The organism is Curtobacterium sp. SORGH_AS_0776, assembly GCF_031453355.1.
Taxonomy (GTDB): Bacteria; Actinomycetota; Actinomycetes; order Actinomycetales; family Microbacteriaceae; genus Curtobacterium.
Genome location: NZ_JAVIYU010000001.1, coordinates 1,802,536 through 1,822,741, shown reverse-complemented (window position 1 = coordinate 1,822,741; position 20,206 = coordinate 1,802,536). Strand labels below are relative to the sequence as shown.

Sequence of the window (20,206 nt, the reverse complement as noted above, 5' to 3'; positions counted from 1 at the left end):
CGATCTTATGCGTGGGCTGTGCGGCCGTTCCCGAGATGCCCGCGGCCCGGCCGCTAGGTTGGGGTCCGTTCAGCGCCGCGAGTGCGGTCGACACCTCGGAGGGAACCACATGCGCCACGCAGGACCCTGGTTGCGAGCAGCAGAAGGAGCGATGCTCCTCGGCCCGGACGGCGTCCCCGCGCCGACGGTGTTCGCCGAGATGAGTGCGCTCGCGGCGGCCACGGGCGCGGTCAACCTCGGGCAGGGCTTCCCGGACGAGGACGGTCCCGCCGAGGTCCTCGAGGCAGCGGTCGCAGCCATCCGCGACGGCGTCAACCAGTACCCGCCCGGACGCGGGACCCCGGACCTCCGAGCGGCCATCAGCGAGCACCAGGCCCGGTGGTACGGCCTCGAGGTCGATCCCGACCGCCAGGTGCTCGTCGCCGCCGGCGCGACCGAGGCCCTCGCCGCGACACTCCTCGCCCTGGTGGAGCCGGGCGACGAGGTCATCACCTTCGAACCGTTCTACGACGCGTACGGCGCGCTCATCGGTCTCGCCGGCGGGACCCACGTGACGGTGCCGTTGCGGGCGCCCGACTTCCTCCCGGACGAGGACGCCCTCCGCGCCGCGTTCTCCGACCGGACCCGTGCGGTGCTCGTGAACACCCCGCACAACCCGACCGGCCGTGTCCTCCCGACGGAGGTGCTCACCACGATCGTCGAACTGGCCACGAAGTACGACGCCGTGATCGTCACCGACGAGGTGTACGAGCACCTGACCTTCGACGTCCCGCACGTCCCGATCGCCACCCTGCCCGGTGCCGCCGATCGCACCGTGACCATCTCGAGCGCTGGGAAGACCTTCAGCACCACCGGCTGGAAGATCGGCTGGCTCACGGCGGCGCCGGCGCTCGTCGACGCGATCACCACCGTGAAGCAGTTCCTGACCTTCGTGAACGGCGCGCCCTTCCAGCCCGCCGTGGCGACCGGGCTCCGACTGCCGGACAGTGTGTTCGCCGGCATCGCCGCCGAGCTGTCCGCCAAGCACGACCTGCTCGCCGCGGGACTCCGAGCGGCCGGCTTCGAGGTGATGCGCCCGGACGGCGGGTACTTCGTCATCGCCGACACGGCTGCGCTCGGGTACGAGGACGCCCGGGCGTTCTGCCTGCAGCTCCCCGAGCTCGCCGGGGTGGTCGGTGTACCGGTCTCGGCGTTCATCCGACCCGATCACGCCGGCGGCTACCGGTCACTCGTGCGGTTCGCCTTCTGCAAGCGGCGCTCGGTGCTCGAGGACGCCGCCGCTCGGCTCGCCGGTCTCGCCCTGCGCGGCTGACTCCCCCGCGGGCGGGCGGACCGGACCCGCCCGCCACCGCGAGTGGGCGGTATCAACCCGGCCCGCGCCTCCAGGCCCACGCATTTCGCCCGCTCGGCACGAGCGCCACCGCGTCCCGCCGCGAGCGGGCGGGATCGGATCCGCTCGCGCTTCCGCGCCCACGCGTTTCGCCCGCTCGGCACCAGCGCCACCGCGCGCCACGGCGAGCGGGCGGAATCGACTCCGCTCGCGCCTCCAGGCCCACGCGTTTCGCCCGCTCGGCACGAGCGCCACCGCGCCCCCGCGAGCGGGTGAAACAGCGCCCGCCCACGCCTGGCGAACGGCGCATTTCGCCCGCTCGGCAACAGCGCCACCGCGCCCAACCGCGACCGGGCGGAACAGTGCCCGCGCCTGCCGAGCGGCGCATTTCGCCCGCTCGGCACCAGCGCCAATGCGAGTGGGCGGAATGGGATCCGCTCGTGCCTCCAGAGCAACGCATTTCGCCCGCTCGGCGGGGCGCACACACGTACGCCTCCCCCGCGCCCCGCCGGGCGGGTCAGGGGCGGGGCGTGACCTCGTAGCGGCGGAGCGCCAGCGACGGATTCGTGCGGCGCACGGCGTCCGTCATGGCGGTGTCGATCCCCGCGACGAGCATCCCCGGGACCGCCCCGGCAGCGGCGACCGCGACGCCCGAGGGGTCGAGGACGACCGAGCCTCCGATGCCGACCGGCGGCGTCTGTCCCACCCCGACCACCCACACGGTGTTCTCGATGGCACGGGCGGTGAGCAGCGTCCTCCAGTGGTGCTCCTTGCCGGGGCCACGGACCCACTCGGCGGGCAGGACCACGACGTCGGCGGCGCCGTGTTCGGGTGCGGCCAGGCGCCGGGTGACCTCGGGGAACCGCAGGTCGTAGCAGGTCTCGAGGCCGACGCGCAGCCCGCCGAGCTCGAACACCGGCAGCTGTTCGGGGTCGCCGGACTCGATGTGGTCCGACTCCTTCGAGCCGAACGCGTCGTAGAGGTGCACCTTCCGGTACGTCGCAGCGATAGACCCGTCGGGCAGGACCGCGACGAGGGTGTTCCGGAAGCGGTCCGGGACGTCAGCGGCTTCGGCGACGCCGACGATGAGGGCGATGCCGACCTCGCGGGCGACGGCCTGCAGACCGGTGACGAACGGACCGCCCAACGGTTGGGCGGCGGCCACGAACCGGTCGTCGATCTCGGCGGTGAAGTACGAGGTGTACTCCGGCGTGACGAGGAGGTCGGCGTGTCGGGCGGCGGCGTCGACTGCCGCGCCGCGGACGGTCTCGAGGTTCGCGACGGGGTCGTCCACGGGTGCGAACTGCGCCGCGGCGACGGTGAGGGTGCCCATCCGCCGAGCGTACCGGGCGGCCCGAGACTCGGCTCCGCGGACGTTCCTCGCGCAGTGCGGGCGCGAAACTGTCCGCCCGGCCGAGACTCGGCGCCGCCCACCCGCACACGCGCCCACCGGCACCGCACACGCACACGCCGGCCAGCACCGCACACGCACACGCCGGCCAGCACCGCACACGCCGGCCAGCACGCGCACGCGAAGAAGGCCCCGGTCCGATTGGACCGGGGCCTTCTCTGTGACGCTTGGTTGCGGGGGCAGGATTTGAACCTACGACCTCTGGGTTATGAGCCCAGCGAGCTACCGAACTGCTCCACCCCGCGGCACGTTGAACAGCCTACACGGGGCCGTGGCGGGGCACAAATCGAGTGCCCCGCCACGGTGTGTCTAGTTCGAACCCTCGGCCTCGGTGGCGGCCTGGATCGCGTCCTGCAGTCGCTGGTCAGCCTCGGCGGCGGCGACCAGGTCGTTCTCCGCGTAGGCGTCCTGACGGTCCTGCAGCGCCTGCTTGGCGTCGTTCAGGGCCTTCTGCAGCGCCGCGTTGTCGACCGTGCCCGAGCCCGACGACGAACCGGAGCCCGACGACGAACCGGAGTCCGACGAACCCGAACCGGAGTCAGAGCCCGAACCGGAGTCCGAACCCGACGACGCACCCGAGTCGCTCGAGCCACCCGATGCACCCGAGTCACCGGCCGACGCACCCGAGTCGCCACCGAAGAGGCTGTTGAGCGCCTCGTCGAGGGTGTCCTCGAACGCGATCTTGTCGCCGAACGCCACGAGCACCTTCTGCAGCAGCGGGTACGAGCCGCTCGACGTCGACTGCACGTACACGGGCTGCACGTAGAGGAAGCCGCCACCCACCGGGAGCGTGAGCAGGTTGCCCTGCTTCACGGTCGAGTTCCCGCGCTTGAGGATGTTCAGCTCCTGCGAGACGGTCGAGTCTCCGTTGAAGAGGCTCTGCACCTGTCCGGGCCCGGGGATGTTGTCCGTCTTCGGCATCGTCAACAGCGTGAGCTTGCCGTAGCCGGACCCCTTCTTGCCCTTCCCCGCGCCTCCGGCATCGGAGTCCACGGCGAGGTACCCGGTCAGCACGTTCCGGTTGTTCGCCCCGGCCGACTGCTGCGGGATGTAGGTCGTGTACAGCGTGTACGCGGTCCCCTGCCCCGGCACCTTCATCGTGAGGTAGTACGGGTCCTGCAGGTTGCCCTTGGCCGTCGTCGTGGTGGTCGCCCCGAGCGCGTTCGTGCCCGAGTTGGTCGTGGTCGATGCGTCCGAGGTGTCGGTGTCGTTCGTCCCCGAGGTCGGTTCCTGCGGCACGTTCCAGGCGTCGTCACCCGAGTAGAACGAGTTCGCGTTCGTGACGTGGTAGGTGCCGAGGATCGACCGCTGCACCTTGAACAGGTCGGTCGGGTACCGCACGTGGTCGAGCAGCTCCGCGCTCATGCTCGACACGGGCTTCGTCGCCGTCGGGAAGATCTTCTGCCACGTCTTGAGCACCGGGTCCTTGGTGTCCCAGGCGTAGAGCGTCACCTTGCCCGTGTACGCGTCGACCGTGGCCTTCACCGAGTTCCGGATGTAGTTGACCTGGTCGGTCCGGTACGCCGAGCTCTCAGCACCCGCGATCGTGTCGGAGAGGCTCTGGCTCTGCGAGTACGGGTACGCGTCGCTCGTCGTGTAGCCGTCGACGACCCACTGGATGCGGTGGTCGACGATCGCCGGGTACGCGTCGTTGTCGAGGGTCAGGTACGGCGCGACCTTCTGCACGCGCGTGATCGGGTCGCGGTCGTAGAGGATCTGCGAGTCCTGGTTCACGGCGTTCGACAGCAGGATCTGCTCGGACTGGAACTTCGCGGCGTAGACGAGCCGGTTGAAGAAGTTGCCGATGCTCGGGCCGCCGTCGCCGGCGTACGTCGTCGTGGCGTTGCCGCCGCTGTCGTCGTTCTCGTCCGAGCCGGACGGGTAGTCGAGCTCGACGTTCTTCGAGCCCTTCGGCGCACCGACGATCGAGTACGCCGGCGAGGTCTCACCGAAGTACACGCGCTGCTGGAAGTCGCCGAGGGCACCGTTGGACGGGATCCCCGACTCGAGGAACACCGGCTTGCCGTCGCTGGCGCGCTGGTTGCCGTACGCCGCCGTCACGCCGTAGCCGTGCGTGTAGACGAAGGCACGGTTGTACGGGGTGTTCGCCTGCGCGCTGAGGCCGTCGAGGTCGATGTCGCGCACCGCGATCACGGTGTCCTCGGTCTCGCCCTTGACGTCGTAACGGTCGACGTCGAGCTCCTTCGGGAACTGGTAGTACTGCCGGTACTGCTGCAGCTGGCTGAAGGTGTCCGAGACGATCTTCGGGTCGATCAGGCGGATGTTCGCCGTCGTCTGGGCGTCCTGCGCGAGGGCGCCGGAGCTCGCCTCGGTCGTTGCGTCGTAGTTCTGCTCCTGGACGCCCGCGACACCGTAGGCGTCACGGGTCGCCTTGATGTTCCGCTCGATGTACGCGGACTCGAACGTCCGCTCCGAGGGCTTGACCTGCAGGCGCTGGACGATCCAGGGGTAGATGCCGCCGATGACGATCGCCGCGACGAGCAGCAGCCCGGTGCCGACGATCGAGATGCGCCAGCGGCCGATGACCGCGGTCACGATGAAGAGGATCGCCACGATCGCGGCGATACCCGCCATGATCTCGCGACCCGGGATGACGGCGTTCACCTCGGTGTACTGCGCACCGGTGATGAGCGAGTTCGACTTCGTCAGCGCGGCGTACTGGTCGAGCCAGAGGCTCACGGCCTGCAGCGCGACGTAGACGGCGGCGGTGATCGCGAGCTGGATGCGCGCGGCCTTCGAGATCCGGACCTCGCGGCCGCCGAAGCGCATCGCGCCGTACAGGTAGCACGCGGCGAGCGCGGCCAGCCCGGCGATGAGCACCACGGCGGACGAGTACGCCACGATCGCGCGCCAGAACGGCAGTTCGAACACGTAGAAACCGATGTCGAGCCCGAACTGCGGGTCGGTCTTGCCGAACGGCGTCCGGTTGAAGTACTCGAGCACCATGCTCCACCGGCCGGCGGTCGACAGCCCGGCGAAGATGCCGAGCACGACCGGGATCCCGATCATGACGGCACGGCGCAGCGGCTCGATCACCTGCTGGTAGCGGTCGAGCTGCGAGTTGAGCTTCGCGTAGACCGGCCGGAACCGGAACGCGATCGCGATGCTCGCGTAGACGGGCACCGCCATCCCGAGGAACCCGGCGAGGAACATCAGGGTCCCGGCGATCCACCGCGTGGTCAGGACCTGCTGGAAGCCGAGCTGCGCGAACCACGCGTAGTCGGTGTACAGGCTCGCGAAGATGAAGAAGGCGATCACCAGTGCGGCCAGCACGATGATCGTGACCACGATCGGGACCCGCGGCGAACGCCGCCCCGAGGTGGACGAGGTTGTCGTCACTTGATGTGCTCCAGACGTGTCGAACCGGCGGGCCCGGCGCGGCGGGCCGTCAGTGCATCGATCCTATGTGGCGCGAGCACCCCTGAAACTGTACGGAGACTCAGGATGGTGAGTCGCGCCTCCTGGAACACGGTTCGGGAGGCACGGATCGCGACGACCGCGGACGTCGCCTGGAGCGCGCGGCCAGGTCTACGACGTGCAGCGCGCGAGCTTCGCGGTGCTCTTCCCGGAGGCGATCGTCTGCAGGTCGGTGACCGCCTGGTCGAGCGTGGCGACCTTGTAGACGTCGAGTCCGTCCGGGACGTGGCCGACGACCTCGCCGCAGTTGTCGGCCGGGGCGAGGAAGACGGTCGCGCCGGCGTCCTTCGCGCCGTACAGCTTCTGCCGGATCCCGCCGATCGCGCCGACCTCGCCGTCGGCGGTGATCGTGCCGGTGCCGGCGACGTGCTTGCCGCCGTTGAGCTTGCCCGGCGTGATCTCGTCGATGATCCCGAGGGCGAACATCATCCCGGCCGACGGGCCGCCGACGTCCTGGAGCTCGATGGAGACGCGGAACGGGAAGTCGTACTGCTCGGTCACGCCCACGCCGATCAGGGCCGTGCCCTGCTCGCTCCGCGGCGTGAGCTCGACCGTCTTCTCGGCGCCGTCGCGTTCGACGACGACCGTCGCCGGACCCGAGGTGCCGTGCTTCGCGACCAGCTCACGGAGCGAGGTCGCGTCGGCGTTCTCGGTGAGCGAGGTCCCGTCGAAGGAGCGGATGACGTCGCCCTTCTCGATGACGCCGTCGGCCGCGGAGCCCTTCTGGACCGTGCCGACCTCGAGGTCGGTGGGCAGCTCGTACCCCTGCTGGATGAGGGCCGCGGCCACGGCGGACTGCTGCGACTGCTGCATGTCGGCGGTGTCCTGCTGGTTGACCTGGTCGGTGGTGACGCCCTCGGGGTAGATCGCGGACGCCGGGATGACCGCCTCGGACTTCGTGAACAGCGCCCGGATGACGCTCGTCCACGAGGGGCGGTTCGTGGCGTCGCCCTGGATGCCGACGGTGAGCATGTCGAGTGCACCGGCGGTGGGGTAGGTCGGGTGGCCGTCGACCTGGATGAGCTTGACCTGCTTCGCGTCCTTGCCCGTGCCCTGCTCCTGGGTCCCGATGGTGTTGTACACCGGGCCGGGGACCTCGATCAGGTAGGGGCTCGGCAGCAGGCTGGCGAGGAGCCCGAGGACGACGGCACCGATCACGAACGCCCAGCCGACGGTCCGGGAACGGGGACGACGACGGGGCTCGGCGGCGAAGAGGGTCACGAGAACGTCCTTCCACGGGGGCTGTTCGCCCTCGGCGCAGCGGTTCGGGCGTTCCCACGGGGGCGTCCCAGGCGCGGCCCCGTGAGCAGCGATTAGCGTAGTCGTCATGCCTGATGAACCGCAGCCGGGGCCGGACGACGACTTCCAGGAGATGCTCCGGAAGCTCCTCTCCGGCGAGGGCCAGATCGACCCGTCGCAGCTCGCCGGTGCCGCCGGACTGCCGAACGACCCGGCCTTCGTCGCGAACCTGATGAGCCAGCTGCAGCGTGCCGCGCAGTCGGGCGGTGACGGCATCGACTTCTCCGTCGCGTCCGAGCGCGCCACCGCGATCGCCCGTGAGGGCGGCCACCCGGTCGACCCCGCGACCTCGCAGGCGGCCGACCAGGCGTTCCAGGTCGCGGCGCTCTGGCTGGACGAGGCCACCTCGGTCGCCGAGCTCACCGCGACGCCGAGCCTCTACACGCGCGAGCAGTGGGCGAAGGCGACGACGCCGGTGTGGGCGCAGATCGCCGAACCCGTGGCGCTGAGCATCTCGAACGCCCTGACCGAGGCGATCGAGCAGCGTGCCCCCGAGCAGCTCAAGGCGATGCTCGGCGACGTCTCGAAGGCGATGCGCGGCGTCGGCGGCGCACTGTTCGCGATCCAGCTCGGCCAGGTCGTCGGGCAGCTCTCGAAGGAGGTCGTGTCCGGCGGCGACGTCGGCGTGCCGCTCCTCGACGAGCAGGTCGCCGCACTCCTGCCGCAGAACGTGGCCGAGTTCGCCGAGGGACTCGACGTCCCCGAGGACGAGGTCCGCATCTACCTGGCCGTCCGGGAACTCGCGCACGCACGGCTGTTCCGTTCGGCCCGCTGGCTCCGCCTGCACATCATCTCGTCGATCACCGACTACGCGCGGGGCATCCACATCCCGTTCGACCGCGTCGAGGAGCTCGCGTCCGAGATCGACCCGACGAACCAGGAACAGCTCCGGGACGCCCTCGCGTCCGGTGCCCTCATCCCGCCGCGCACCGAGGAGCAGGAGGCCGCCCTCGCCCGCCTCGAGACGATGCTCGCGCTCGTCGAGGGCTGGGTCGACACCGTGACCGCCGCCGCCACCGAGCGTCTGCCGAAGTCCGGCGCGATCGCCGAGATGGTCCGACGTCGTCGTGCCGCCGGTGGTCCGGCCGAGTCGGCGTTCGCGACCCTCGTCGGCCTCGAACTCCGCCCCCGCCGCCTCCGCGAAGCAGCGGCGATGTGGCAGCGGGTCACCGACGAGCTCGGCACCGAGCAGCGCGACGCGCTCTGGTCGCACTTCGACGCGGTCCCGACCTCGGACGACATCGACGCGCCGGACGCCTTCGTGGCCCGGCTGCGCAACCCCGGCCGCTCCGCCGAGGACGACGAGTTCGACAAGGCGCTCGAGGACCTGCTCAACGACGCCACCGGTGACCGTCCGCGCGAGGACGAGTCCGGCAACGTCGACGAGGGCGACGCTCCGAAGTAGTTCTCCACAGATCCGCTGTCCCTGCCCCGCGCGGGCGCCTGGTCCGCCAGCGTGGGGGCATGGGCATCCGCATCGATCCGACCCTCGAGTTCGTCTGGCGCGACCCGACCACCGTCCAGCTCGGGGTCGATCCTCCCCGCGCCGTCGTGCCGGTCCCGAGCACGGCCGAGGAACGGTTCCTCTGTGCACTCCGCCGCGAGACCGGCCGTGATGCCCTCTCCGGGGTCGCCGCGGCGAGCGGGTGTCCGCCCGGTCTCGCCGCGCGCGTGCTCGGGGACGCCTCGCCCGCGGTCGTCGACGTCCTGCCGGAACCGCTGGCCCGGGTCGAGGTGCACGGCACCGGCGCCCTGCCGGACGCGGTCGCCGAACTGCTCTCGGGCGAGGGCGTCACGGTCGCGCGCACGACCGCGCCGCGTGGTGGACCGGTGACCGTCCCCGACCCGGATCCCCAGCTCGCCGTGGTGGTGGCCGACCACGTCGTCGACCCGGCGGTCCGCGCTGCCTGGACCCGGCGGGGCACCGCCCACCTGCCGGTCGTCGTCGGGGACGGACGCGTGCGCCTCGGGCCGTTCGTCGTCCCGGGTGCCGGGCCGTGCCTCCAGTGCGTCGAGTACGCGCACGTCGACGACGACCCGTGCTGGCCGGCCATCGCGGCGCAGGTGTGGGGCCGCCCCGCGGCACCGCTCTCGCCCTACCGGATCGCGGCGGTTGCGGCGGCTGCGACCCGGATGCTCCTCGAACGGCTGCCGTCCCGCACCCAGCACCCCGGTCCGGACCAGCTGGTCTTCGAGCGCGACGACCTGTCGGTCAGTCGGCTCCCAGTGACGTTCCATCCGCGCTGTTCGTGCCGAGCGCTGCCAGGAACCGACTCGCCACCCGGGCTCCCCCACGCGTGGAACCCTGTCGCGACCACGTGACCGTCACCGACCGGCGGGCACGGGTCAGCCCGACGTAGAAGAGCCGGCGTTCCTCGTCGACCTCGGCGTCGGTCGTGGCGTACGAGATCGGGAGTAGCCCCTCGGCCGCACCGATCACCACGACGTGCGGCCACTCCAGGCCCTTGGACGAGTGCAGCGTGGCGAGGGTCACGGCGTCCAGCTCCGGCTCGTGGTGCGTCGCGGCACGGTCCACCAGGTCCTGCGTGAACTGCTGCATCGTCGTGCCGGCGGGAGCGTCCTCGGCGAGGCCCATGATCGCCTGCAGCGCTTCCCACTGCTCGCGCACAGCGCCGGTGCCCTCCGGTGGCGTCGGCGTCCACCCGCTCACCTGCAGCACGAGGCCGACCCGCCGGGTGAGCTCGTCGTCGGTCTGCCGGACGGCCTCGCCCCGCATGTGGTGCACCGCGAGCTTGACCTCGGGGCGGTCGAAGAAGCGCGTGCCGCCCTGGACCCGGTACGGGATGCCCGCGCGTCCGAGCGCCGACTCGACCGCGGCGGCCTGGGCGCCGAGGCGGTAGAGCACCGCGACGTCCCCGTAGGACGCGCCCGAGGCCGGGTCGGCGACCAGCGACGCGATGGTCCGGGCGACCGTCTGCGCCTCGTCGCCGTCGTGCACGCACGCGAGCACCTCGGGCCGTGGTCCGGGCTCGGTGTGCTGCGCGACGAGGTCGAGGGCGCCCGGTTGCCCGCGCATGAGCGCGTTCGCGGCGTGCACCACCTCGCGCGTGGAGCGGTAGTTCCGCTCGAGCCGCAGCACGGATCCGCGGGGGAATTCCGAGCCGAAGCCGAGCAGGTAGCGACTCGACGCCCCCGCGAACGAGTAGATCGTCTGGCTGGCGTCGCCGACGACGCAGACGTCGTCCCGGCCGCCGAGCCACGCGCGCAGCAGGTCGTGCTGCACGGGCGAGACGTCCTGGTACTCGTCCACGACGAAGAACCGGTACTGCTGCCGGACGTACGACGCCACCCTGGGCTCGGACTCCACCATGCCGAGCGTCGCGAGCAGGACGTCCTCGAAGTCGAGCTGCCGCCGGTCGTCCTTGAGCTGCTCGTACGCGCGCATGAGGTCGAGGACCCGGCGCGGCGCGGTGTCGCGCGGCATGACCCGTTCGGCCGCCGCGGCCTCGTACTCGTCGTACGAGAGCATCTGGACCTTCCGCCACTCGACCTCGCCGGCCAGGTCGCGGAGCGTCGGGGTGTCCACCCGCAGGCCGACCGTGTCCGCCGCGTGCGCGATCATCCGCCCCTTGGACTCGACGATCTTCGGGGCGTGGCCGCCGACGGTGTCCGGCCAGAAGTAGCTGAGCTGCGCCATCGCCGCGGCGTGGAACGTGCGCGCCTGGACCGTGCCCGCACCGAGGGAGCGCAGCCGCGACCGCAGTTCGCCGGCCGCCCGGGTGGTGAAGGTCAGGGCGAGGACGTGGTTCGGCGCGTAGGTGCCGGTCGCGACGCCGTACGCGATGCGGTGCGTGATGGCGCGGGTCTTGCCGGTGCCGGCACCGGCGAGGACCGCCACGGGACCGAGCAGGGTCCGGGCGACGGTGCGCTGTTCGGCGTCGAGCGCGGCGAGGAGCTCGTCCGGCGACGGCGGTCGGAGCGGCTCGGCCCCGGCCCCGGCGGCGGCGCTGCTCACGGCAGGTCCAGCGGCCCGCCGTACCACTCTTCGATGATGGCGCGGGCGATCGACGTCCTGCCCGGCAGCAGCAGGGTGTCGCCCGCACGCTCCCGGATCTCGTCGCGCGAGAACCACCGGACGTCGAGGATCTCCACGCCGTCCGGCCGAGCCGTCGTCGGGTCCCCGTCCACCGCACGGGCGCGGAAGCCGAGCATGAGCGACGCCGGGAACGGCCACGGCTGCGAGCCGAGGTACTCGGGTTCCTCGACGCGGACGCCGGACTCCTCCCAGACCTCGCGCCGGACGGCGTCCTCGAGCGACTCCCCCGGCTCGACGAAGCCCGCGAGCAGCGAGTACCGGTCCGCATCCCACGCCGCGTTCGACCCGAGCAGGATCCGGTCGTCGGCGTCGGTGACCCCGACGATGATCGCCGCGTCGGTGCGCGGGAAGTGCTCGTGTCCCTCGGGATCGCGGCGCACCCAGCCACCGGTGACCACGTCGGTCGCGGACCCGGTGCGGGGCGAGAAGCCGTGCACGGCGTGCCAGTTCGCCATCGCCACGGCCTCGACCGCGAGGCCCTGGTCGCGCGGCGACAGCTCGGTCCCGAACATCCGCAGGCTCTCCCACGCGTCGTCGGCCGGTTCGATCCGGGCGGCGGTCTCGGCGTCGAGGAACGCGGCGACGAACCGGGTGCCGGCGGGCGCATCGGGGGCGTCGGACACGGCGCGACCGAGGTACAGCGTCACCGCGTCCACCGGCACGGCATCGGCGGAGACGAAACGGAGGGTGCCGTCGGCGTTCCGCAGCATCTCGGAGCCGCGGACGGGCAGGTACCGCGTCGACGGGTCGTCCCGCAGCACCCGGTCGAGGTCGTCCGTCGTGCGGAACTCCGCGTCGCGGTCGAGGTCGTTGCGGGAGAGGGGCAGCCTCGCGGCGAACTCGACGGTCACGGCAGGGGGCTCCTCGGGTCGGATCGGGTCGGCGGTGCGGGAGCCCGGGCTGCCGCGGGCCAGCGTGGCGCACGCTCGACCACCGGCTGCGGACCTACCCTGAGGGGCATGGCGGGATCCCAGTTCACTCTAGCCGCGTTGGCGACCACGGCCGTCTCAGGCCTCGTCGTCACGGGCACGCGCACGCTCGGCTCGGCCGCGTCCGGGGACTACGAGTCGGCCGTCCTCCGCGACGCCGACGGCGCCTGGTCCGCGATCCGCCGCCCACGCAACCAGCGAGCCGAGGCCCGGCAGTCCGCCGACCTCGTCGCGATCCGGGCGCTGAGCGCCGGGATCCGCACGCGCCTCCCGTTCGGCGTCGCCGAGTACCGCGGACAGGCGCCGATCGGCTCGACCCGCGCCATCGTCACCTCGTACCTGCCCGGGACGCACCCGAAGCTGCAGGCCCTCGTCGAACGACCGGAGCTCGCGACCAGCGTCGGCCGGGCGATCGCCGCGATCCACCAGCTGCCGACGAGCTTCGTCACCGACGCCGGTCTGCCGTCCCTCACCCCGTTCGAGGTCCTGCGCTCCGCCGTCTCCGTGATGGACCGCGCGGTCGCCACGAAGCTCGTCCCGGCGGCGCTCAAGGAGCGGTGGGAGGGCGCGGCGCGCGACCAGCAGCTCTGGCAGTTCACGCCCACCGTCGTGCACGGGTCGCTCGGCACCGAGACGATCCTGGTCTCCGGCGACGACGTCTCCGGCGTCATCGACTGGGGCGAGCTGCGGCTCGGCGACCCGGCGAAGGACCTCGCGTGGGTGCTCGCCGGCCGCAAGGACGCGTTCGACACCGTCCTCAGCGCGTACGAGGCGAACGGCGGCGGCCGGGACCGGCAGCTCGCGCAGCGCGCGCGGGTGCACCACGAGCTCGAGACCGCGCAGTGGCTGCTGCACGGCGTGCAGGTGAAGAGCACCGAGGTCGTCGACGACGCGGTCGCGATGATGCACCGGCTGGTGGACGCGGTCCAGACGCCGAGCGCGGCACCGCTGCAGTCGGTCTCGCCGGAGACGATGGAGATCGGCGAGGTCGAGCAGCTGCTGTCGTCGACCGAGCGTCGGCACGGCTGACGCGCTTCGGCGCGGCTGACGCGCGTCAGCGAGGCTGACGCGCGTCGGCCCTGGAGGCGCGGCTCGCCTCCGCCCCGTCGCCGGCGGTCCGCCGCGCCACCGGTCCGGATCGAACCACGGTTCCGACATCGAACCAGCGTCCGCGCGTGGTTCGACGTCGGATTCGTGGTTCGACGTGCGGGCCGGCGTCAGCGCGGCGGGCCGGCGTCAGCCGATCGCGTCCCGCCAGGCGCGCTCGAGTCCGGCGCGGTCGAGGAGTTCGCGCGGCCGGACCTCGAGGTCGTCGGCCACGAAGTAGAACACCGCGTCGACCTCGTCGATCGGGCGCCCGGTGAACTCCGCGTAGGCGACCCGGTACAGGGCGAGCTGCAACTGCCGCTTCGCCAGGTCGTCGTCGCCCGACGGGGCCTTGCCGGTCTTCCAGTCGACGACCTCGGCCCGGCCGTCGATCTCGTAGACCGCATCGAGCTTGCAGACGACGCTGTGGCCGAGGAACGGGATGTGGATCTCCCGTTCGACCTCGATCGGTGTCAGCTCCGCCCACCGTGACCGGGCGAAGGTCGCCTGGAAGTCGGCGAGCCGACGGGCGTCGTCGTCGGTGACCGCGACGTCCGCCGAGGCGTCGACCACGTCGTCCGGGTCGAGGTCGAGTTCGTCCGGCCAGGCGTCGAGCGTCTCGAGCGAACCGCCGCTGCGGGCACGCTGCTCGACCCACTGGTGGAAGAGCGTGCCGAGGCGGGTGGCGCGGTACGGCCGCTCCGGCATCGGGCGCCGCAGCCGCTCGGCCACGGCGTCCGGTTCGGCCAGGTAGTCCTTGAACCCGGACGCCGGGACGCGGTGCGGGACGACCACCCGGTGCCGGGCCGACCGGTTCGCGGCGCGCTCCGCGAGCAGCAGGTCGATGTCGGCGCTGAACCGACCGGCCGCCCCGGGGTTGGCGTTCCGCACGCGGTCGGCGGCGGCGACCACCCGGGCGGCGCGCTGCCCGAACGGCACGTGCGGCCAGGACTGCGTGGCCCCGGCGTCACCGAGGGGGTTCTCCTCGTGCTCGGTCGTCTCGGGGACGGCGGCGGCGTCCACGACACCGGCGTCGACGAGGTCCCGCAGGTACCGACTCGGTTCGGTGGGTCGGACCCCGCCAGCCCAGAACGAGCCGGAGACGAGCAGGTCGTGCTTCGCCCGGGTGAGCGCGACGTAGGTGAGGCGGCGCTCCTCGTCCTCGTTGCGGGCCTTCACCTGTTCCTTGTAGGCGTCGATCGCGAGCGTGACGTCCTTCTGCGTGTCGTGCCCGCGCCAGTGCAGTCGCGGCAGCTCGTCGGCGTCGCCCCGGAACTCGTACGGCAGCCGGCCGAAGCCGATCCACCCGGAAGAGCCCTCCAGCGGGCGGGCCGGGAGCGCACCCTCGACCAGTCGGGGAACCGCTACGGCGTCCCACTCGAGGCCCTTCGACCCGTGGATCGTCAGGATCTGCACGGTGCCGGCCTCGGGCTCCTCGGAGCGGGGACCCATGTCGTCGCGACGGGCAGCGGCGTCGATCCAGCCGAGGAACGCACCGAGGTCGGCCCGGTCGTCCGTGGTCACGAAGCCCGCGAGCTCGTCGATGAAGGCGTCGAGGAACGCCCCGCTCCCCTGCTCGTGCGCGGCGACCTCGATGTCGAGCCGCATCTCCTGCACGACGAGCGTGACGAAGTCGACGAGGTCGCCACTGGCCCGGGACCGGAGCGCCTGGAGCTGGCGGCCGAGTTCGCGCATCCGGAGGCGTCCGGTCTCGCTGATGTCGGCGAGCGCGCCGTGGTCGTCCGGGGCGGTGGCGACGAAGTCGAGGGCGTCGACGATCGAGCCGTGCTCGCCCGCGGCGACCGATGCCCGGAACGCTGCGGTGACGTCGTCGTCGAGTCGCTGCTGGGTGTGGTCGCGGCCGAACAGCCAGCGGGCCAGGGCGTGGAGGGCGGCGATGTCCGCGGCGCCGATCCGCCACCGGGCACCGGCGAGCAGCCGGATGAGGTCGTTGCCGGCGCCGGGGTCGTGCAGCACGCGGAGGCACGCGACGAGGTCGACGATCTCCGGCCTCTGCAGGAGTCCGCCGGTGCCGAGCACGTGGAACGGCACGCGACGGTCGCCGAGGGCGGCGGTGAACGCGGCGAGGTCCTTCCGCGAGCGCAGCAGGAGCGCCATCGACCCCGTCGGGTCAGAGGCGCGGCGCGCGGCGAACCACTCCGCCACGGCGGCGGCCTCGTCCGGGAGGGTCTCCGGGAACACGGCGTGGACCGTTCCGGCGTCCGCACCGGGTCGGGGGACGAGGCGCTCGACGTCGACCTCGGACGCCTCGGACAGGGGCGCGACGACGGCGTTGGCGCCGGCGAGGACGTCGACCGGGTTCCGCCAGCTGGTGGAGAGCGCGAAGGTGACGGGGCGTGCGGCGTCGGCGCCGTCGTCGGACGTTCCGCCGAAGTCGCGCGGGAATCGAGCGAGGTTGGCGGCACTCGCCCCGCGGAACCCGTAGATCGACTGGTGGGGGTCGCCGACCGCCATCACCGGGTGCCCGCGGAAGAGCCGGGCGAGGAACCGCGTCTGCACGACCGAGGTGTCCTGGTACTCGTCGAGGAGCACCACGCCGTACCGCTGCCGCAGGTCGGTGACGACGCGCGGTGCCGACTCGGCCGCGGCGAGGGCGAGCGCGATCTGGTCGGAGAACTCCACGAACCCGCGGTCCACCTTCTGCCGACGGAACTCCTCCACCAGGTCGACGAGGGGTTCGAGGGCACCGATCGCGGCGACGGCGTCGGTGATCGCCTTGTACGCGCCACCGCGGGCGTTCCCCGGCAGCTGGAGCAGCTCGGCGAACTCGATCGCGAACCGACGCAACCGCTCCGGTTCGACGAGGTGCTCGGACACCGCGCCGGCGAGCGAGACGACCGCAGCGGTCACGGTGTCGACGTCGCGGTCGAGCCCGGCCAGCCGGTCGTCCCGCGCCGCGACGACGACCCGGCGCGCGAGCTGCCAGGCGGACGGTTCGGTGAGCACCTGGGACTCGCCGTCGCGGCCGACGAGCAGCGCGTTCTCGCGGAAGACCGAGTTGGCGAACGCGTTGTAGGTCGACACCGTCGGCGCCTCGAACGCGTCACCGGCCTCGAGCAGCCCGACGTCCTCGAGCGCGCGGATGCGGTCGTTGATGCGGACCGACAGCTCGCCGGCGGCCTTGCGGGTGAAGGTCAGGCCGAGGATGCCGTCGGGGCGGACCATCCCGTTCGCGAGCAGCCAGACGACCCGCGACGCCATCGTCTCGGTCTTCCCGCTGCCGGCTCCCGCGACGACGAGCGCCGGGGTGAGCGGAGACTCGATGACGGCGCGCTGCTGCGCCGTGGGGCGCGGGCGTCCGAGGGCGTCGGCGATCGCGTCGGCGTCGTGCCGGGGCGGCTCGACGCGGTCGGGGTAGGCGGTGCGGGCGCCGTCGGGGCCGAGCAGCTGTTCCTCGTTCACCAGGTCACCTCGCCCACGACGTGGATCCGGCACTCGACGCCGGTCCGGGCCTTCTGGCAGTGGTCGTCGACGTTCGCGAGGAAGGTCCGTCCGGCCATGCCCGTCGCCACGGTGTGCAGCCGCTGGCGGTATGCCTCACGCGCGTCGTCGTCGAACGCCTGCTGCGTCCGCTCGGAGTAGGCACGGCCACTGCGGGCGTTCTGCACGAACACCAGCCGGGCATCGGCCATCGCCGAGCCGGCGGGGACCCCCTCGACCGCGCCGTCCTCGACCGCGAGCTGGTACGCGCCGAGCTGGGGGTGTTCGGGCATGTCGTTCTTCTCACTCGGCATCGAGCGCCCGGTCTTGAGGTCGACGACGCTGACCCGGCCGTCCGGGTCGACCTCGATCCGGTCGATGCTGCCGCGCATCCGTGCCGGCCCGGTGACGAGCGCGAACGAGGTCTCGGCCCCGAGCAGTCGGCGTCCGGCACTCGCGAAGGTGCGGAGGTAGTCGCTGAGTCCCTCGATCATGCGACGGGTGCGGGCGCGTTCGCGATCGGCGATCCACGGCGACTCGAACGTCAGCTCGTCCCACCGGCCCTCGACGTGCTGCCACAGGGACTCCACGTCGACGGCGGTGGCGTGCTCCATGGTCTCGTGCACGATCGTCCCGATGCCCATCGCGGGGCTCGGGGCGCTGCCGCCGAAGGTCTGCACGAACCAGTGCACGGGGCACTCCTCGAAGGTGCCGATGCGGGAGGGCGAGACCGACACGGTCGGGGGCACGGGCTCGCCGCCCTCGTGCTCGGGTGCCGGCTCGGCGTCGAGGTCGACGAGGGGGTCGTCGGTCGAGGGCTCGGCGAGCCCGTACCAGTCGTCCGGAGCGGCGCCGGGGACCTCGGCCTCGGCCAGGCGCGCGAGGGCGGACGCGGCCTCGTGGTCGCCCGAGGCCACCACGCGCCGACGGAGCGATCCGGCGAGGCCGCGCAGGGACAGCGGGTGCACGGTCGGCTGCCGGTCGGGCGGCACGGGCACGAGGCGGACGAACGGCGAGGGCGCCTCGTCGTCGTTCGCCACCGTCCCGATGATCACCTGGGTGGTGGCGCGGGACACCGCACGGGCGAACAGGCGGAGTTCGTCGGCGATCACGGCGGCGCGGTCGTCGATCGTCTCGTGGTCGATCCCCGCGGCGGCACGGACCAGGCCGTCGGGGTCGAGCAGGCTGCCCCGTACCCGGGTGTTCGGCCAGACGCCGTCCTGCAGCCCGAGCACCACGACGACGTCGCACTCGAGCCCGATCGTGGCCGAGGGGGTGAGCACGCGGACCCGGCCGGCGGTGCGGTCGGGCCCGATCGAGTCCTCGGGCAGGTCGGCGCCGAGCAGGTCGTCGACGAACACCCGCGCGGGGGCGTCCGGCGTCCGCTCGACGAACCGCTTCGCCGCGGTGAACAGCCCGACCACGGCGTCGAGGTGCCGGTCGGCCTCGGCCGCGCCGACCCCGCCGGCAGCCGACTGGCCGCCCCAGGCGCCGGCGAGCCCGCTCCGTTCCCAGAGGCCCCAGAGGATCTCCTCGATGCTCGCACCGGACTCGGCGTCGTGGTGCGCCTGCACCAGGCTCCGCGCGAGCCGCGTCGCGCGTCGGGCGAACCCGGCGTCGACGGTCGCCAGGCGCTCGGGCGCGCCGAGTGCGTCCACGAGGAGTTCGTCGGCCGTGCGGGTACCGCCACCGGCGAGTTCCTCCCGCCGCAGCGCGAGGCGGAGCCGCCGCATCGCCAGGGTGTCGAGCCCGCCGAGCGGCCCGGTCGCGAAGGACGTGGCGAGCACCGGGTCGAGCGGGAGGACTCCGAGCGCGACGGCCGCGGCGTCGAGCAGGGACCGCGCCGCGGTGTCGTCGCGGGGTCGGACGGGTGCGGCCCCGGCGGTCGCGGGGACCTCGGCCACGGAGAGCGCACGGACGAGCTCGGGGATCGCGGCACCGCTGCGGGTGACGACGGCCATCCGGTGCCACGGCACGCCGTCGAGCAACCGGTGTTCGCGGAGCCGCCGGGCGATCGCGACGACGAGCGCCGCACGGCTCGCGCCCTCGAGGTGCACGACGGCGTCGGGTCGGGCGTCCGCCGTGGTCGCCACGGCGGTGCGCTGCCGTCCGGCCGCGGCGGCACCGATGCGCGCCGTGATGCCGGAGACGAGCGCGCGGACGGGTGCCGCGTGCCGGTGCACCGTGCCGAGGACCAGCTCGTCGACGCGGTCCACACCGAGCCGGGAGGCCAGGCGGCCGAGCACGTCGGGCTCGGCCCCGCGGAACGCCGACGCGGCGATGTCGGGGTCACCGAAGGCGACGATCTGCACGCCGGAACGGGCGAGCGCCCCGAGCAGCGCGATCTCCCCCTCGACGAGCTCCTGCGTGTCGTCGACCACGACGAGGCGCAGCGCGGCGACGCTCGCCGGGACCTGCCCCCGCAGGACGGCGGCCGTGGCGTAGGCGACGAGTTCGGCGGCGTCGAGGCTGGTGGCGCGGAACGAGGTCACGGCGGCGCGGTACTCGTCGACGAAGTCCCCGACGGCCCGCCACTCCGGACGCCCGGTGTCGTCCCCGAGTTCGCGCATGTCCTCGGGCTCCACGCCCGCGGCGACCGCCCGCATCATGACGTCGCGCAGCGCGGTGCGGAAGCCGGCGCGTTCGCGGACGACGGCGGTGATCGGTGCCGGCCAGTCCGGACCGGTGCCGTCGGTCTCGTGCCCGTCGAGCAGGTCGGCGATGATGCGGTCCTGCTCGCCACCGGTCAGCAGGGTCGGGGTCTCGAGGCCCTGGACGGCCGCGGCGTGCGCGACGAGCTGGAAGGCCAGCGAGTTCACCGTCCGTGCGAGTGCACCCGGCATCACCCGGTCGACCGAGGCGGCGAGTCGGTCGCGGAGCGCGGTGGCGGCCGTGCGGGCGCTCGTCAGGGCGAGGACGGTGGCGTGACCGTCGGGCGAGATCGCGTCGTCGCGCGTGAGCCGTGCTGCCACCAGCCGCGACAGCGTGGTCGTCTTGCCGGTGCCCGGTGCGCCGATGACCGCGGCGTGCCGGCCGTCCGGCAGCGCGAGCACGGCGGCCTGCGACGGGTCGGACGCCAACGCCCGCGCGACGCCCGTGGCCTCGGGTGCGGGCGTGAGCGTCGTCTGGGGCACCCTCGTACGGTAACCGCAGCGACCGACAGTGCGCCTGCGGCGAACGCCCGATGGCCGTCGGGGCCGCTCGGATACGCTGTG

11 protein-coding genes and 1 tRNA gene are annotated in these 20,206 nt (G+C 72.8%); 4 read left to right on the top strand and 8 right to left on the bottom strand.

From position 1 onward, the window contains the following. The first annotated feature begins 109 nt into the window (after nt 1-109). Nucleotides 110-1,312 (top strand): aminotransferase class I/II-fold pyridoxal phosphate-dependent enzyme, encoded by a 1,203-nt coding sequence (locus QE359_RS09170; RefSeq protein WP_309778924.1) that lies wholly within the window; start codon nt 110-112, stop codon nt 1,310-1,312. Nucleotides 1,313-1,847: 535 nt separating this feature from the next. Here QE359_RS09170 and QE359_RS09165 read toward each other — a convergent pair. From QE359_RS09165 to QE359_RS09150, 4 genes are all read right to left on the bottom strand, one after another. Beyond that, nucleotides 1,848-2,663, bottom strand: a complete 816-nt coding sequence (locus QE359_RS09165) for a carbon-nitrogen hydrolase family protein (protein ID WP_309778923.1) — start codon at nt 2,661-2,663, stop codon at nt 1,848-1,850. Between the two features lie 246 nt (nt 2,664-2,909). Next, nucleotides 2,910-2,986: transfer RNA gene (locus QE359_RS09160), tRNA-Met, on the bottom strand. 64 nt (nt 2,987-3,050) lie between these two features. Next, nucleotides 3,051-6,050, bottom strand: a complete 3,000-nt coding sequence (locus QE359_RS09155) for a UPF0182 family protein (RefSeq protein WP_309778922.1) — start codon at nt 6,048-6,050, stop codon at nt 3,051-3,053. A gap of 240 nt (nt 6,051-6,290) precedes the next feature. Then, nucleotides 6,291-7,400: a PDZ domain-containing protein gene (locus QE359_RS09150; protein ID WP_229085201.1), complete on the bottom strand. Its 1,110-nt coding sequence runs from the start codon at nt 7,398-7,400 to the stop codon at nt 6,291-6,293. A 106-nt stretch (nt 7,401-7,506) separates the two neighbouring features. On the opposite strand from QE359_RS09150, the gene QE359_RS09145 reads away from it, so the two are divergent. Beyond that, nucleotides 7,507-8,883: a zinc-dependent metalloprotease gene (locus QE359_RS09145; RefSeq protein ID WP_070416680.1), complete on the top strand. Its 1,377-nt coding sequence runs from the start codon at nt 7,507-7,509 to the stop codon at nt 8,881-8,883. A gap of 59 nt (nt 8,884-8,942) precedes the next feature. After that, on the top strand, nt 8,943-9,800 hold the full coding sequence (locus QE359_RS09140; RefSeq protein WP_309778921.1) for a hypothetical protein: 858 nt from the start codon (nt 8,943-8,945) through the stop codon (nt 9,798-9,800). On the opposite strand, the gene QE359_RS09135 is transcribed toward QE359_RS09140, so the two are convergent. Both QE359_RS09135 and nudC read right to left on the bottom strand, forming a co-directional pair. Then, a complete protein-coding gene (locus tag QE359_RS09135; protein WP_309778920.1) occupies nt 9,691-11,454 on the bottom strand; it encodes an ATP-dependent helicase in 1,764 nt (587 codons plus the stop codon). The genes QE359_RS09140 and QE359_RS09135 overlap by 110 nt on opposite strands. Continuing rightward, nucleotides 11,451-12,386, bottom strand: coding sequence for an NAD(+) diphosphatase (nudC, locus tag QE359_RS09130; protein WP_309778919.1), 936 nt, complete (start codon nt 12,384-12,386; stop codon nt 11,451-11,453). Before nudC ends, QE359_RS09135 begins: the two co-directional genes overlap by 4 nt. A 108-nt stretch (nt 12,387-12,494) precedes the next feature. Here nudC and QE359_RS09125 point away from each other — a divergent pair, with 108 nt between their 5' ends. Then, on the top strand, nt 12,495-13,493 hold the full coding sequence (locus QE359_RS09125; RefSeq protein ID WP_070416684.1) for a phosphotransferase: 999 nt from the start codon (nt 12,495-12,497) through the stop codon (nt 13,491-13,493). Nucleotides 13,494-13,700: 207 nt separating this feature from the next. Here QE359_RS09125 and QE359_RS09120 read toward each other — a convergent pair whose 3' ends face one another. Beyond that, entirely contained in the window at nt 13,701-16,973 is a 3,273-nt protein-coding gene (locus QE359_RS09120; RefSeq protein WP_309778918.1) for an ATP-dependent DNA helicase, read from the bottom strand. Beyond that, complete coding sequence (locus QE359_RS09115) at nt 16,970-20,125, bottom strand: PD-(D/E)XK nuclease family protein (protein ID WP_309778917.1); 3,156 nt, start codon at nt 20,123-20,125, stop codon at nt 16,970-16,972. The genes QE359_RS09120 and QE359_RS09115 overlap by 4 nt, the downstream gene beginning before the upstream one ends. Nucleotides 20,126-20,206 lie beyond the last annotated feature (81 nt).

What these genes read in the sequence shown, in the direction of transcription:
- QE359_RS09125 (WP_070416684.1), top strand. Translation starts at nt 12,495, where the DNA reads ATGGCGGGATCCCAGTTCACTCTAGCCGCGTTGGCGACCACGGCCGTC.
- QE359_RS09170 (WP_309778924.1), top strand. Translation starts at nt 110, where the DNA reads ATGCGCCACGCAGGACCCTGGTTGCGAGCAGCAGAAGGAGCGATGCTC.
- QE359_RS09165 (WP_309778923.1), bottom strand. Translation starts at nt 2,663, where the DNA reads ATGGGCACCCTCACCGTCGCCGCGGCGCAGTTCGCACCCGTGGACGAC.
- QE359_RS09145 (WP_070416680.1), top strand. Translation starts at nt 7,507, where the DNA reads ATGCCTGATGAACCGCAGCCGGGGCCGGACGACGACTTCCAGGAGATG.
- QE359_RS09140 (WP_309778921.1), top strand. Translation starts at nt 8,943, where the DNA reads ATGGGCATCCGCATCGATCCGACCCTCGAGTTCGTCTGGCGCGACCCG.